Annotated in this window: 10 protein-coding genes and 2 pseudogenes; 10 read left to right on the forward strand and 2 right to left on the reverse strand. The window is 40.5% G+C overall.

The features are described from left to right. Nucleotides 1–305: 305 nt before the first annotated feature. Both QFZ31_RS01535 and QFZ31_RS33735 read right to left on the reverse strand, forming a co-directional pair. Entirely contained in the window at nucleotides 306–803 is a 498-nt protein-coding gene (locus QFZ31_RS01535; RefSeq protein ID WP_373459809.1) for an FAD-dependent oxidoreductase, read from the reverse strand. Beyond that, on the reverse strand, nucleotides 775–951 hold the full coding sequence (locus tag QFZ31_RS33735) for an FAD-dependent oxidoreductase (protein ID WP_373459810.1): 177 nt from the start codon (nucleotides 949–951) through the stop codon (nucleotides 775–777). The genes QFZ31_RS01535 and QFZ31_RS33735 overlap by 29 nt, the downstream gene beginning before the upstream one ends. Before the next feature lie 338 nt (nucleotides 952–1,289). Here QFZ31_RS33735 and QFZ31_RS01540 point away from each other — a divergent pair. The 10 genes and pseudogenes from QFZ31_RS01540 to QFZ31_RS01580 form a co-directional block, all read left to right on the forward strand. Beyond that, nucleotides 1,290–1,529: pseudogene (locus QFZ31_RS01540) on the forward strand (PduL/EutD family phosphate acyltransferase); the annotation flags it as partial. Between the two features lie 161 nt (nucleotides 1,530–1,690). Next, the gene (locus QFZ31_RS01545) at nucleotides 1,691–3,031 is read left to right on the forward strand and encodes a cytochrome ubiquinol oxidase subunit I (RefSeq protein ID WP_307300331.1); all 1,341 of its coding nucleotides are present in this window, start codon (nucleotides 1,691–1,693) and stop codon (nucleotides 3,029–3,031) included. Between the two features lies 1 nt (nucleotide 3,032). After that, a complete protein-coding gene (locus QFZ31_RS01550; protein WP_307300332.1) occupies nucleotides 3,033–4,058 on the forward strand; it encodes a cytochrome d ubiquinol oxidase subunit II in 1,026 nt (341 codons plus the stop codon). A gap of 12 nt (nucleotides 4,059–4,070) precedes the next feature. After that, on the forward strand, nucleotides 4,071–4,175 hold the full coding sequence (gene cydS / locus QFZ31_RS33740) for a cytochrome bd oxidase small subunit CydS (RefSeq protein ID WP_373459811.1): 105 nt from the start codon (nucleotides 4,071–4,073) through the stop codon (nucleotides 4,173–4,175). Nucleotides 4,176–4,922: 747 nt separating this feature from the next. Continuing rightward, nucleotides 4,923–8,513 (forward strand): S8 family serine peptidase, encoded by a 3,591-nt coding sequence (locus QFZ31_RS01555; RefSeq protein WP_307300333.1) that lies wholly within the window; start codon nucleotides 4,923–4,925, stop codon nucleotides 8,511–8,513. 954 nt (nucleotides 8,514–9,467) lie between these two features. Beyond that, a complete protein-coding gene (locus QFZ31_RS01560) occupies nucleotides 9,468–9,662 on the forward strand; it encodes a hypothetical protein (protein WP_307300335.1) in 195 nt (64 codons plus the stop codon). Between the two features lie 54 nt (nucleotides 9,663–9,716). Beyond that, entirely contained in the window at nucleotides 9,717–13,142 is a 3,426-nt protein-coding gene (locus QFZ31_RS01565; protein ID WP_307300337.1) for a S8 family serine peptidase, read from the forward strand. Nucleotides 13,143–13,161: 19 nt separating this feature from the next. Next, nucleotides 13,162–13,457, forward strand: a pseudogene (locus tag QFZ31_RS01570) (S8 family serine peptidase); the annotation flags it as partial. Further along, nucleotides 13,435–13,785: a hypothetical protein gene (locus tag QFZ31_RS01575; RefSeq protein WP_307300341.1), complete on the forward strand. Its 351-nt coding sequence runs from the start codon at nucleotides 13,435–13,437 to the stop codon at nucleotides 13,783–13,785. The pseudogene QFZ31_RS01570 and the gene QFZ31_RS01575, both read left to right, overlap by 23 nt. Nucleotides 13,786–14,287: 502 nt before the next feature. Beyond that, complete coding sequence (locus QFZ31_RS01580) at nucleotides 14,288–15,208, forward strand: LysR family transcriptional regulator (protein WP_307311311.1); 921 nt, start codon at nucleotides 14,288–14,290, stop codon at nucleotides 15,206–15,208. Nucleotides 15,209–15,271: the final 63 nt, after the last annotated feature.

The raw sequence follows: 15,271 nt of genomic DNA on the forward strand, positions 1-15,271 counted from the left end.
TCTGGCCAGATTGTGGAATAAAACTTTATAAGGAAATTAGATATAATGTTAAAGTATAGAGAAGATTGTAAAGAATTGTACTAAAGCTAACGGAGCAGCTATATAAAATAAGACTAGAGAATAAGGGAAAATCCGAGTCAAGCTGATTTATAAACATCTTAACTCGGATTTTATTGATGATTTTTTAGTTCTAATTAATAAAGTACTACATCATCTTTCAATAGTTCTTTTTGCAGTTGTTTAATATTTATGTCTGCTGGATTTACTTTAGTGTCTAAAGCAAGTGAAGCTGCTGTCTCGGCTGCTTATCCAGTAGCCATAGCACTAGGAGTTAAACGTGTCGCAGCTAATGCCTCATGAGAAGCAAACATACATCTACCTGCTACTAAAAGATTGGTAATCTTCTTAGGTACTAAACAGCAATAAGGAACATCAAAAACTCCATTATCCTTTACCCATCCAATCTCCATTCCTTTTCCACTAGGAGCGTGAATATCAATTTGGTATTCACTTCTAGCAATAACATCATCAAATTTTAAAGCCATTATCACATCCTCTTTTTGTAAGATGTATTTACCTTCAATAATACTCGACTCGCGAATTCCTATTTGAGCACCTACACTTGAAATGAAAACTTGTTCAAATCCTGGTATCCATTCTTTTAAAAAGTCAGCAACCATTAAAACTTGCTTTTTACCTTCATATTCAGCTTTCGTTAAATCTTCCACTTTTGTAGCATCTAAACCTTGAACTCTTGTCATATTGATAAGTACTTCATCTTCCGCAGGTCCTGTAGACAGCATCACCCGTTGTGTCGATAAAAATGCTGCCTTGAATTTGATGACGGCCAAATTTTGACGAGATTTCAACGTAATTTATCGTGTTGTCTTTTGTTTCAACATGTTCTACGAAATTGTGTACTAGAAGATTAACGCCAGCCTCTTCCAACATTTCTACAACAAGTATTTTATAAACTTCAGAATCTTATGGAGTAACACTATGGACAAACCCACAAATATCTCGTAAATGTTTCGGAGATGAATTCAAATCCTTTTATCTTTGAACAATTTCTCCATACCAAACAAGCCGAAAATCGGAAAATCAAAAGATTAAAATACTAAAAGAATAAAACACAAAGGGAGAGCAGCGGAGCCGGCTGCTATTATTGTTTATTTTTGCCTTTGAGGTGGAGGAGGGGACAGACCTGGAGTGCATTAACGCTTTAAAGTATTATGAGTGGTCTGACTCTGTTGGTGTAATGCTGCGCGTGGGTATGTTCGAAATGTATAATGGCAACCATTATTATCAGAAGTGGAAAAAAGGCATGGGATGTTATATTGATTCCAGTAGGAGTTTCAAGCACACATATTCACTTAAAGCCAGAACATGTTAAGGCATTATTTGGGGAGGGTGCTGAATTAACTGTATTAAGAAATCTTTCTCAGCCTGGAGAATTTGCGGCAAACGAAACAGTAGAGGTAATAGGGTCAAAAGGAGAGTTTCCTACGGTAAGAGTTTTGGGGCCGGTAATTTTGGGAACGATAATGTAAGTGAGTACGTTTCGGGAGTGATAAAAATCTATAAGAAACAGGAACGTGTATTAGTTTGGTTGAGTTTTTTTGTTGCATTTATTATAGGTCTATCGTTCATTGGACGGATTTTTTCGGGCTAGAGAAAGGTGATTGGCAAAATGGTAAATGAAGAAGCGGTATTTTTCAGCCGTGTCCTCACAGAATTAACATTATCGTTTCATATCATCTATGCAACCATTGGCGTTGGAATTCCATTGATGATCATGATTGCCCAATGGGTAGGGATAAAAAAACAGGATGAACACTATATCTTATTAGCCAGACGCTGGACCCGCGGCTATGTGATAACGGTTGCAGTCGGTGTGGTGACAGGCACCGCAATTGGCTTACAGCTTTCACTGCTTTGGCCGAGTTTTATGGAATTGGCGGGGAATATAATTGCTTTGCCGTTATTTATGGAAACCTTTGCGTTTTTCTTTGAAGCGATTTTTTTAGGTATCTATCTTTATACATGGGAACGATTTGAGAATCAGAAAAAGCATCTGCTTCTATTGATTCCTGTTGCAATTGGCGCTTCTTTTTCAGCTGTTTTTATCACGATTGTCAATGCATTTATGAATGCTCCCCAGGGGTTTGATTTGGTAAAGGGGCAGGTGGTCAATGTGAGTCCGATTGTGGCCATGTTTAATCCAGCAATGCCGACAAAAGTGGCCCATGTTCTTGGGACAGCCTATATGACTGCGGCTTTTGTTCTGGCGTCTATCGCCGCTTTTCGGCTTTTAAAGGGGTCTAACCATATCTATCACAAAAAAGCTTTGCTTTTGACGATGAAATTAGGATTGGTTTTTTCGATTGCTACTGCCATTATTGGTGATTTCTCCGGAAAATATTTGGCAAAATACCAGCCAGAGAAATTAGCAGCAGCTGAATGGCATTTTGAAACACATGAGGGTGCACCACTGATTTTGTATGGTGTTCTTGATAATGGGGAAGTAGAGTATGCGCTTAAAATTCCGTTTGCCCTCAGTATTTTAGCTCATAGCAATCCTAATTCGGAAGTCATCGGACTTGATCAATTTAGGAAAGATGAAGTTCCGCCGCTCTATATCCATTACCTGTTTGACACCATGGTGACGATTGGAATGTGGATGACTCTGTTATCATGTGTTTATTTGATCGGAGTTTGGAAAAAGTGGAGTTTGGTCTCATCCAACTGGTTCCGCTGGCTGGTGGTTTTAGGGGGACCGCTATCAATCTTGGCCATTGAAGCAGGCTGGTGGCTGGATGAAGTAGGACGTCAGCCTTGGATTTTACGAGGAATCATGAAGACCAAAGATGCAGCTACAACGGCTGACGGGGTAGATTTAATGCTGGTCCTATTCTCTGGCCTATATCTTATCCTTGGAATTGCCAGTGTGGTCGTTCTAGCACGGATGTTTAAAAAGAATACGGTTGAACAGGAATTGTCAGACCGTGCATCCGAAGGGAGGGTAACCTGATATGACGCTTGAAGTCATTGGAATATCAGTGTTATGGTTGTTTCTTTTTGGGTACGTAATCATTGCTTCGATTGATTTTGGAGCGGGATTCTTTAATGCCTATAGTATTGTCACCAATCGCCAGCATATCTTGACTAAAATCATTCAGCGGTATTTATCTCCTGTTTGGGAAGTCACGAATGTTTTCCTCGTGTTTTTCTTTGTAGGGATAGTTGGCTTTTTTCCAAAGTCAGCCTACTACTATGGGACCATCCTGCTTGTACCTGCAAGCTTTGCCATCATTCTATTGGCGATCCGCGGATCGTATTATGCGTTTACCACTTACGGTGGATTGAAACATAAACGCTATGCTGTCCTCTATGGACTTTCTGGATTGCTGATTCCAGCCTCTCTATCGATTGTGCTTACAATTTCTGAAGGAGGCTTCGTAACACTGGAAAATTCAGGGCCACTGATTGATTATGGGAAGTTGTTTATGAGCCCATTAAGCTGGAGTATTGTCGTATTAAGCCTATCAGCAGTGCTATACATTTCAGCAGTATTTTTAACCTGGTATGCCCATTATGCAAAAGATGAGCAGGCTGCTAATCTGATGCGTAAATATGCTCTCATTTGGGCGGTTCCATCGATGATTACAGCTTCCGGGATTATCGTAGAGCTTGCTGGACATAATCCTGAGCATTACGAGCGATTAATCAACTTATGGTGGCTGTTTGCCTTATCGGTTGTCTTTTTCGTAGGGACCACCTATTTGATTTGGAAGCGCCGAGGGTATGGGACGGCCGTTTGGCTGATGATTGGCCAATTTCTGCTTGCTTTTTTTGCCTATGGAGTCTCTCATTATCCTTATTTACTGTATCCCCATTTAACCATTTACGATGGTTTTACGAATAGATCTATGGCGATTTCATTGATTATCGTTTTTATTGCCAGTCTTGGATTACTCTTACCATCCTTGTTTTTGCTGCTAAAATTATTTTTGTTCAACAAAGAATATGTCCAAGGAAAACGAAACAATCATGTGTAAGGAGCGTCAGTAATGTTAGAAAAATTTCTTATCTTTTATGCCCCCTTATTAGTGGTCGTTCTTTCGATTGCAGTATCTTTCTGGTTAGCAGCAAAAGATCAATCGGTTGAAAAATAAAACGGAAGGAGAGCGCAGTCTTAGTTTTAATCAAGTATTAACTTTTGCATTGGACATGCATATAGATACAGTTTACGTGGAATAAACTTTAAAATAACAGATCCTTCACCAACACCTACCCATTTAAAAAGAAGAGAAGTCGATGATGCCACTACCTCATGGTCCATATCTCAATGATCCAATAAGGTGTAACACAATTTTCTGATGCAGGGTTAAACTAAGAGAATTTCATAAATCAATAAAACAGAAAAACCGGTATCTTTAGGGATATGGGTTTTTCTGTTTTTCTATAGTTAAAGTTTTCATTATTTGATTTTTCCAACTCATCTGTCAAATCTACAGTATTGGCTGCAACCGCTCTCAATGGTAAAAAGACGATCAAAATCGTATCTGCAAAAAATAATCTTTATCATATTAGACACCGCATTTTCCTGTTTATACAATATTAATATAATTATATAACCATTTTTTACGACACAATCTAAAAAAAGACTAACGCACAGTTTTTTTCGATTGTCTTAGTTTAAGAACTGTATATGTTTTATATAATCAGTTTTTTCCATCTAATTTCTTAATCATTCAATCGAAAAAGATGTATTGTTAATAATTCAGAATACTTATACGATTATGCTAGTCTTCAAAAAATTCAAAGGAGGTCTTTACTTTTCTAGTAAAATGTTGTATTAACCCCGCAACTTCGAAGGCTATGGGTTATTCAAATAAAAGATGAGAGGAGTTCCCCCCATTTTGAGAAAAAGAATAAGTAGGTTGCATTTTTCTTTAAGTTTACTAGTGTCTTTTATTCTCTTCCTCAGCCTTGCTCTTCCCAATATCGCAGTAGCACAAGGAGGTTCTATAGAGAGTAAACCAAGATCAACAATTAAAAACACATCTATTGAAAATAAGGTAGATTTTAAGCTTATTAAACAATTTAAGGATCAGGATCAGATCACATTTCTATTAAAGTTTGAAGATCAGGTTGATACAACGAAAGTAGCAATGGAAGCAGCAGAAAAAGCAAAGAAACAGAAACTCACAGAAGTAAGCGCAAAGCTACAGGTTCGTTCGGCTGTTGTTTCGACATTACGAAATACTGCGATGGAAACTCAGACTGAGGTAATGGACTATCTGGAGAAAGCAAAGCAAAATGGTGATGTGAAAAGCGTCCAATCATTCTATGTTGTGAATGCGATAGCGGTGACAGCAACCAAGGCTGTGATGGACAAATTGGCAGCATTTCCGGAGGTAGCTAAAATTCTTCCGAATGAAACACGGCAAATAGTCACTCCGATCCAACCGAAGGAAGAAAAGACCAATCTAAATTCATCAACGGTTGAATGGGGAGTTGAACGAGTCGGAGCCCCTCAAGTATGGGATATGGGAATTGATGGAGCAGGGATCGTGGTAGCCAATATTGATACAGGTGTTCAGTGGGACCATCCTGTTTTAATGGAAAAATACCGTGGATTTAATCCAGCGAATCCAAATCAACCCGATCATCAATTAAATTGGTTTGATGCCGTCGGGGGAAAAGAAACACCGTATGATGATCTAAAACATGGTACTCATACTGTTGGGACCATGGTTGGCTCAGAGCCTGATGGGAGTAACAAAATTGGAGTTGCCCCAGGTGCAAAATGGATTGCGGTTAAAGCATTCTCTGAACTGGGTGGTTATGATGTCGATTTGCTCGAAGCTGGAGAGTGGATCTTGGCACCAAAAGATGCTGAAGGTAATCCGCATCCCGAATTAGCCCCGGATGTCGTAAACAACTCCTGGGGTGGTGGTCCTGGACTAGATGAATGGTATCGCCCGATGGTTCAAAATTGGCGGGCTGCGAATATCTTCCCAGTATTTGCAGCTGGCAATGCTGGTTCCGCGGGGGCAGGATCGGTTGCCTCTCCAGCGAACTATCCAGAATCTTTTGCGGTTGCGGCAACGGATGATCACAACGCCTTAGCGTGGTTCTCTTCCCGTGGACCAGCTCCATATGACGAAATGAAACCAGATGTTTCAGCACCAGGTGTCGATATCCGCTCAGCCGTACCTAACAATGACTATGAACTGATGAGTGGTACATCAATGGCAACACCTCATATTACAGGAGTCGTAGCGTTGTTAAAGCAAGCAAATGCTTCCCTCTCAATTGACCAAATTGAGGAAATATTGTTCAATACTGCCATCCCATTGACAGACACAGAATTTCCTTCTACCCCAAACTATGGGTATGGCCATGGATTTATTAATGCCTACAATGCAATAAAAACAAATAATGGAAATGGAAAGATTGAAGGTTCAGTGGTATATGATGGAAAAGATAAAGCAAATCCAACCTATCAGCATACCTCTCCTGATTTTGTTTACGACCAAGTAGTGTTGCCATTAACGGTGGAAGTGCAAGACAACATCAGTGTAGATACTGTAGAAATTCAGTATTTAGCTGGTCAACAATGGATGACGGTAAAAGCCGGTAGAACTGCTGGTGATTATAGAAACGGGACCTATCAAGCAGTAGTTCCAGGTAAAGATGTTAATAAAGGTACGTTGACGTATAAGTGGAAAATAGTTGATTATGGACAAAATCAAGTAACTTCTCCGGAGTTTAATGTAGAAGTAAAGCCTGCGATTACAATTGGTTATTTTCAAGATTTAGAAGCTGTTCCTGAAGGATGGTATTCAGAAGGATGGAATAACGATTGGGAATGGGGCAGCCCAGCAGCAGGACCTGGCCAAGCTTTCTCAGGAAAAAACGTATATGGAACCAATTTGGATGGTCCTCATGCTCCTAGTACGAATTCTTATCTCCATATGCCTCCGATCGAAATACCTAAAAGCGGAAATTCATACCTGCAATATAAGCAGTGGTATGACTTTAGTCGAGATGGTGTCGGCGGTTCAAACGATTTCGGAGCGGTCCTTGTCTCTACCGACCGCCAAAACTGGGAATTAGTGACTAGAACGGAAGGTACTGAATTTCAAAATGGGTTACCAATTGAGTATACTACTGATGGATGGATTGATGCAGAAGTAAATCTTTCGGCTTATGCTGGAAAGCGAATTTATATCAGCTTCTATATGTTTACATCAGTAACAGGATTAGAAAAAGGACTTTATGATGGCTGGTACTTGGATGATATATCCTTAACGGACAAACCTCTTCTAGGTAGTAAGGTAAACAAGACAACAGGAGAAATCCATACAATAAAACAATCAAATATGAATATTTTAGCTCCGACGGCTACAATGGTTGAGAATACTTCAAGTCAACGGGATGTATTGCCGATCGGTGCAAAGGTAACGCTATTAGACTCTGGATACTCAGTTGCAACTAATCCAGCAGATGGAAGGTTCTCCATGACACATAAGGCAGGTGAATTCACTCTTCGCGCTGAGGCATATGGTTTTCATTCCAAAGACCAAGCAGTTTCGATTTCACAAGACAGGATCGTCCAATCAAACATTACTCTTAAACCTTTAGGGAAAGGAACAGTAGAAGGGGTCGTCAAGGATCAAGAGACAGGGAAACCAATTTCAGATGCCACCATCACTTTAGTAGAGGATCCGGCCATTACACCTGCGAAAACAGATAAGAAAGGAAGATTTACACTCACAGCCTATGAAGGTACCTATACGTTACATGTGTTCAAGAATGATTATGTTTATAAAGATTACTCGATTACACTACAGTCGAAAAAGAAAACCAAACAGAATGTCGAATTGAAAAGGTTTTTCGGGTTTCCTGGAGAAATCGGCTATGATGATGGAACATCGGAAAGTTCAACGTTTTGGTACGGTGCTAAAAATGGCTTTGGTGTTAGAATGTCATTGGAAGGAGGGGTCTCGAAATCTTGGCTGACAGGCGGACTCTTTAATGTGAATACAGAATGGCCTAGCCCGGGAGCAACTAGATTTCAAGTATCCGTTTATGATTCCACCGGTGCTAACGGAGCTCCTGGTAAAAGAATCGCAGGTCCGTTTGAAGCAGCTGCGCAGACTAATGGGGAATGGACTCATGTCGATTTAACAGATAAAAATATTTTTGTCACTGGAGATTTCTATCTAGTCTATATACAGCCTGGGGCTTCATCCACAGGTACAATGCCAAGTCTAGGTGTTGATCAAAATAGCCCTTTCCATGACCGTAATTGGGAGCTGTATAACGGAGCTTGGAAGCAAGATACGAATCCGGAAAATGGAAATATGATGATTCGCGCGGTCATGAACAATGAGATCTCAGCACCTACAATTAAAACACAACATGATAATAAGGATACGAATCAAGCTAAGGTTCAAGTAAAGGGGACAGCGATTCCAACCATTCAAGTTCAAGGTAAATAAATTGTTGTCAAGGTTGAAATTAATTAAGATAGATTGAATGTTATCAGATAGTAGGCGTGATAGTTCACCATCCATCCATACAAATGCGTGAGCTGTCGCAAAGTCTATAGAAATAACACTTGAAAAAGTGGGAACATGAAGGTTCAAAATACCAAAAGTAAAAATTGTAAAAAATACACCATTGAGGAGTTTTTTTTATTGAATCAATTATTACAAACTCCATTTCGTTTGATGAAAAGATGTCCCTTATAAAAAAATTAGGGAACCCCTATACACAAACGGAATATATCTGGAGTATTTCACCTTTGTTCCATGCGGATAAGATAAATAAACCATTGATCGTACTTCAGGGTGCAAATGGCCCTCGTGTTCTTCAAGTTGATGTGGAGATAAGAAAGTAAGTTTCAAATTAGATATAAATGCTGAAACCGTACAGATGGGAATCTGATCAAGACAAATATAAAATCTTATAAAAAAGAACTAGTCTCCGCTTGAAAAGGATTCTAGTTCTTTTTTACTTATTTTTACAAGGTTTTAATCACAGACTTCTCTGGGCCTTTAGCTTCGCTTCCTAAATTTTTTTGGTTTAGCCCATTCTAGCCAGTTATAGCAAACAAGAACTTAATCGCCAATAAAATCTAACAGCTGCCACCATGCTAGTAATAATCCCACTCATACATGAAAAAGAAGCAATCAATGAAGAGGCTAGTTATCTGAAATAGAATCTAGTAAACCACGATATGTATATAATTATTTACAGTATTATCCATCTAGGTTCTTAATGGTATCATCAATAATGTTGTATTGTTAATAATTCAGAATACTTATACGATTATGCTAGTCTTCAAAAAATTCAAAGGAGGTCTTTACTTTTCTAGTAAAATGTTGTATTAACCCCGCAACTTCGAAGGCTATGGGTTATTCAAATAAAAGATGAGAGGAGTTCCCCCCATTTTGAGAAAAAGAATAAGTAGGTTGCATTTTTCTTTAAGTTTACTAGTGTCTTTTATTCTCTTCCTCAGCCTTGCTCTTCCCAATATCGCAGTAGCACAAGGAGGTTCTATAGAGAGTAAACCAAGATCAACAATTAAAAACACATCTATTGAAAATAAGGTAGATTCTAAGCATATTAAACAATTTAAGGTTTAAGATTGTGTCTAGTTTAAAAAATGTGTTTATAAAGATTTTAAAAGGAGGATTCAAATGAAGGGGTTAAAAAGGAGAAAACGGAATTTAGTAGCTTTTTTGATGATTTTTCTTTTACTAGTAACAATCTTCCCTGTGAAAGGCGGTGCGGTTCAAAACGGAGTATCGAATCTAAACCCAATAAAAGGAAAGGTGGACCCGGAAGTAATACAGGCCTTTGAAAAAAACACGTACACGAATGTGATTGTAGAGTTAAAAACCCAAGCGGATGTTGGACAAATCGCTAATCAAGCTCGGGAAGAAGCCAAGAAATTGAAGGCTACCGGCTATCAAGAGAAACTCCGCGTCCGTTCATCCGTCGTTTCAGGACTACAAACGAACGCAGAACAAACACAGTATCATATCAAGAATTTCATCGGTCAAAAGAAAGCTGAAGGTAAACTGAAGGATGATCAATCTTACTACATTGTAAATGCAGTTTCATTTACATCCACGAAAGAAGTTGTGCAGGAAATAGCAGCCTTTCCGGAAGTCAACCATATTTACTTAAACGAACGGCACGCTTTGCCTAAACCGAAGACATCTGGAGTCCAAAAAGTAACAAGTGAGCTACCTTGGAACCTGGAAAAAATTCAGGCAAAAAAAGCATGGGAAAATGGGTTGGATGGATCGGGCGTAGTGGTCGCAACGCTTGATACTGGGGTGGACGTAACCCACCCGTCGCTTAAGAAGCAATACCGAGGACTCAATGCAGATGGCACCTTTACGCACACCTTCAATTGGCTCGACTTGGTTGGGGATAGTCCTACTCCAATTGATTCACTTGGACATGGTACACATGTGACAGGGACAATAGTTGGCTATGACCCGGAAACAGGCACGCGTACCGGAGTGGCTCCAGGGGCACGCTGGATTGCAGTTCGCGCATTTTCAGAAGACGGCGCGCTGGATACAGACTTGCTAAAAGCAGGAGAATGGCTTCTCGCCCCACTGGATGAAAAGGGAACTCCCCATCCAGAGATGGCACCGGACATTATTAATAACTCATGGGGTGGCGATTCTACCTTGAATGACTGGTTTAGATCGGTTGTGAAGGCATGGGCGGCTGCCGACATTACAGCGGTTTTTGCCGCGGGAAATCACAGCTACTTGACGCCCGTCGGGCCAGGTTCTATAACCAATCCAGCTAATTACCCTGAAGCCATTGCAGTTGGCTCAACGGATTCAGCCAACCGAATCTCATGGTTTTCCTTAATGGGGCCTTCTCCCTATGGCGGCAGTGAAATAAAGCCGGATTTGGTTGCACCGGGGGAAGAGATTCTTTCAACCCTCCCAAATAACGAATATGGGTTGGCACAGGGGACCTCCATGGCTGCACCACATGTGTCAGGCGCCATTGCCATCTTAAAGCAAATGCAGCCAAACATGCCGATCGACAAGCTTAAAGAAACCTTGTATGCCGGATTGATTCCTTTATCCGATTCAAAGTATCCATCTTCCCCAAATGACGCCTATGGGAGAGGGATTCTTGACCTAACAGGTATGGTTAAGAGCGGTTCTAACGGCGTCGGCAGTCTAGTAGGAAAAGTAGGTTATAAAGCTGTCGATAAAAAGCAACCAGTAGCAAGCCATGAGCCTCTTCCGTATGCTTATGCTAATGCGCCTTTAAAACTCTCTGTGCAAGCCTCTGACGATTTTGCCGTTTCCACGGTGGAACTTCATTACCAAGTCGACAGAGCACCAGAGCAAACATCAAATGGCACTCTTTTTAAAGGCAACTTTAAAAGCGGTTCCTATTCAAGTGAACTTCCTTTGGAACAAGTAAGGGGGAAAAAAATTACGTATTACTGGAAAATCACGGACTATGCGGGAAACAGCACCAAAACCGTCCCTGTTAGCTTACCCCTGAAGGAAGGGTTGTCGGTCGGGTATGCAACAGACTTTGAAACAACACCTGTAGGGTGGTACAGTACCGGTAGAAACAGTTCGTGGAATCGGGGGGAAGTCATGTTTAATACTCACCTGAAGGCGCCTTCTGGGACCAATGTGTACGCGACCGCGAACCCTGACTGGAGAAATACCGATGGGCCATGGACCTATAACAATAACGAGGAATCCATGCTAACTATGCCTCCTATCCAAGTCAAGAAAGGAGAAGCGGTATTCCTTAACTTTAAACAGTCCTTTGGATTTCCATCCTTTCCCGCCCAAGGGACGGATGATTGGGGCCAAGTGCTCGTTTCTGCAGACATGAAGAACTGGCATGTGGCTAAAACAAACGAAGGGCATTTATTCTTAAAATGGGAAGACGTTTCTGTCGACTTGTCTTCCTTCTCAGGGAAAACTGTTTATGTAGCTTACCGTTTCCATTCCGACAGTATGAATGCGATCTTAGGGTGGTACTTAGATGATGTTGCCTTAGAAGCCAAGCCTTCTGGATCCGTATACCACCCCTCCAAATCAACGACTGCATTTGAACCATTTGGGGAGGCTACAAGGTTACAAGGCACCCATGAAAAACAAGTTCTCGTCCCACTTAGCGCGCAAATACAGATTGTTGAAAATGGAAGGCTTTTAGCGACCGATCCAACGGATGGCAACTTCAGCATGAAGCTGCCAGCAGATGAATACCACCTACTTGCCGAGGCCTATGGTTTTAACCAAAAGATTCAAACGGCGAGAGTAACGAAAGATGCATCGACCAACGTAGATATACAGTTATCCCCATTAGATAAAGGCGTCGTCAAGGGAACAGTCAAGAACAGCGAATCCAAAAAAACGATTAAGGGAGCAAAGGTGAAACTCATTGAAGACTCCGCTGTCGCCCCGGTAAAAACAAGTGGAAACGGCAAATACTCGCTTAACCCTTTTATAGGAACATATACACTTGAAGTGAGTGCCCCCTATTTTCATACCTACCGGGAACGGATAGAAATTAAGGGCAATTCCATCCGTTCAATTGATATACACTTAAAGCCTTATATAGGTACAGAAGGTGAAATCAGCTATGATGATGGCTCGGCTGAAAGTGTCTTGATTGTCTCTGGAACGGACGAGATCGCAGTAAAAATGTCATTGAAGGATGGACAGGAACAAGCATTGCTGACTGCCGGCCTGTTTTATATCGACCCACGATGGTGGAATCCGGGTGGGGAAAATTTTCAAGTTGATGTATATGATGCCACTGGACCTGAAGGAGGGCCTGGAAAGAAATTAACGGAATCCATCGCTGCAAAATCGGATGTCGGTCCTGGCTGGGTCAGAGTAGATCTTAGCTCTTACTCCATTTACGTACCGAAGGAATATTTCCTTGTATTCAGCACTCAAGCTCCAGATCCATATGTGCCGAGCCTTGGTTTCGATAACAGCTCGTCATCAGACCGCTTTTGGAGGCTTGACAAAGGAGAGTGGTATAAAGTAGTAGGAGAATTAGATAATGACAATCCGATGATTCGCTCCGTCGTTTCATATGAAACCAAATAAAAATCTCTCACGCCCGATTCACCAAATTGGTGTTGCTCCTGGTGCAAAATGGATTGCGGTTAAAGCATTCTCTTATGGAGGTACAGGTGAGGATGTCAATTTGCTCGAAGCTGGAGAGTGGATCTTGGCACTAAAAGATGCTGAAGGTAATCCGCATCCAGAATTAGCCCCGGATGTCGTAAACAACTCCTGGGGTGGTGGTCCTGGCTAGATGAATGGTATCGCCCGATGGTTCAAAATTGGCGGGCTGCCAATATTTTCCCAGTATTAGCAGCTGGCAATTTCGGTTCTAATGGGGAAGGATCGGTTTCATCTCGCCGGTCCGTTTGAAGCAGCTGCTCGGACTGATGGGGAATGGACTCATGTCGATTTAACGGATAAAAACATTTTTGTCACTGGAGATTCCTATCTAGTCTATGTACAGCTTGACGCTGTTGGTATAGGTAAAATACCAAGTCTCAAAAGTAATCATAATAGCACCTTTCATGACCGAAATTGGTTTCTGGAAAACGGAACATGGGAGCACAATACAGATCCACAATATGGGAATAGGATTCGCGCGGTCATGAACAGTGCGATCTCTGCATCTCTCATTGGAGTACCACAGGAAAATACCCATACGAATCAAGTAAGGTTCAAGTAAAAGGTACAGCGATTCCAACCACTCAAGTTCAAGGCAAATAAATGGTTGTCAATGTTGAAATTAATTAAGATAGATTGAATGTTATCAGATAGTGACAGTTCACCAATAATATAAATGCGTGAGCTGTCACTTATCTTAATAATCTCGGGATGGATACACGTATCAAAAGCAGTTTTTCCCGATAGATGACATGGTGGAAAAGGCCTTACGTTATATGTTTTTCCAATATTGTAATACATATTAAGAATGTTGCAGGAAATGTTAGTTGAAATTCAAGAAGATATTTCGTCACATAATTGACCTTCAACTCGTTTTATTTGTAGAACCTCTTCGAATTAACAACTTAGAGAAGAATGGGAGTGGAAGAATCCAAGAATTGTAAAAGTAATATAAAGGATTGCTTTTTAAACTCACCTACTTATCATGATGATTTTGAGATAGATAGACGGCTAGTACCATTCTATATAAAAATGAAAAGTTCAAAGGGGAAAAAATCTTGGAAATGAGACAATTAGAATACTTCATGGCCTTATGTGAAGAGCTGCATTTTACAAAGACGGCTGAAAAACTAAGAATTGGTCAACCTACTTTAAGCTATCAAATTAAAGCGCTAGAGGATGAACTGGGTGTTCGTTTATTTAATCGTTTAGGAAAAAAAATAACGATCACGGAAGCTGGCGAAATCCTCCTTAAACATTGCAAAATAGTGTTCACAAATTTAAAATTTGCCACGGAACAAATAGAGGATCTCCGAAAGGTAAAAAAAGGTAAATTAGCGATAGGGGCACTTTCTGGTGACTTAAGTCTTATAGCCTCCAAGGTTTTGTTAGAGTTTCATGCTGAGTACCCTCACGTTCAGATCCAGTTTTTCTCCATAGATGACCCGGTAGAAAAGCTAAAACATAACGAAATTGATTTGGCTCTAACCTTCATGCCAAGACCAGATGAGTGTTTTATCCAAATTCCTTTATACGAGGATGATTTCTATTTAGTCGCGAGAACGGATCTTGCTTGGTCTGAGAGAGACGAAATCGAGTTTTGTGAGATTCAGAATATTCCGCTAATATTAAATCCAATAGGTCATTGTTTTAGGGAATTATTTGTTGATGGGTGTCTATCTGCGGGGTTTGTCCTCCACCCTATCATTGAATCAACTGATACAAAGGCGATATTGGATCTAGTCGAGGATGGGGTAGGGGCTTCCATTATATCTGGTACGCTCTTTTCGCTGGAAAATACAGCGGGTTTAAAGGCTATCAAAATAACAAATCCAGCTATCATCAAGGAAGTGTCTATTGTCCATCATAAACAAAAATATATTGGAACTGCTGCAAAGGGTTTTATCGAAATATTAGTGAATTTTATAAATGAGAATAAGGCATTAGAGGACAGCTATAAAGAAACACAGTTATCCCAAGCTTGACAATAAAACCCGGCAAAAAGTTTGGCTGAATAGGAAACTGCCCACTATAATTCACATGATTAT

Origin of the sequence: Neobacillus niacini, from assembly GCF_030817595.1 — a bacterium.
GTDB classification, from domain to species: domain Bacteria; phylum Bacillota; class Bacilli; order Bacillales; family Cytobacillaceae; genus Neobacillus; species Neobacillus niacini_G.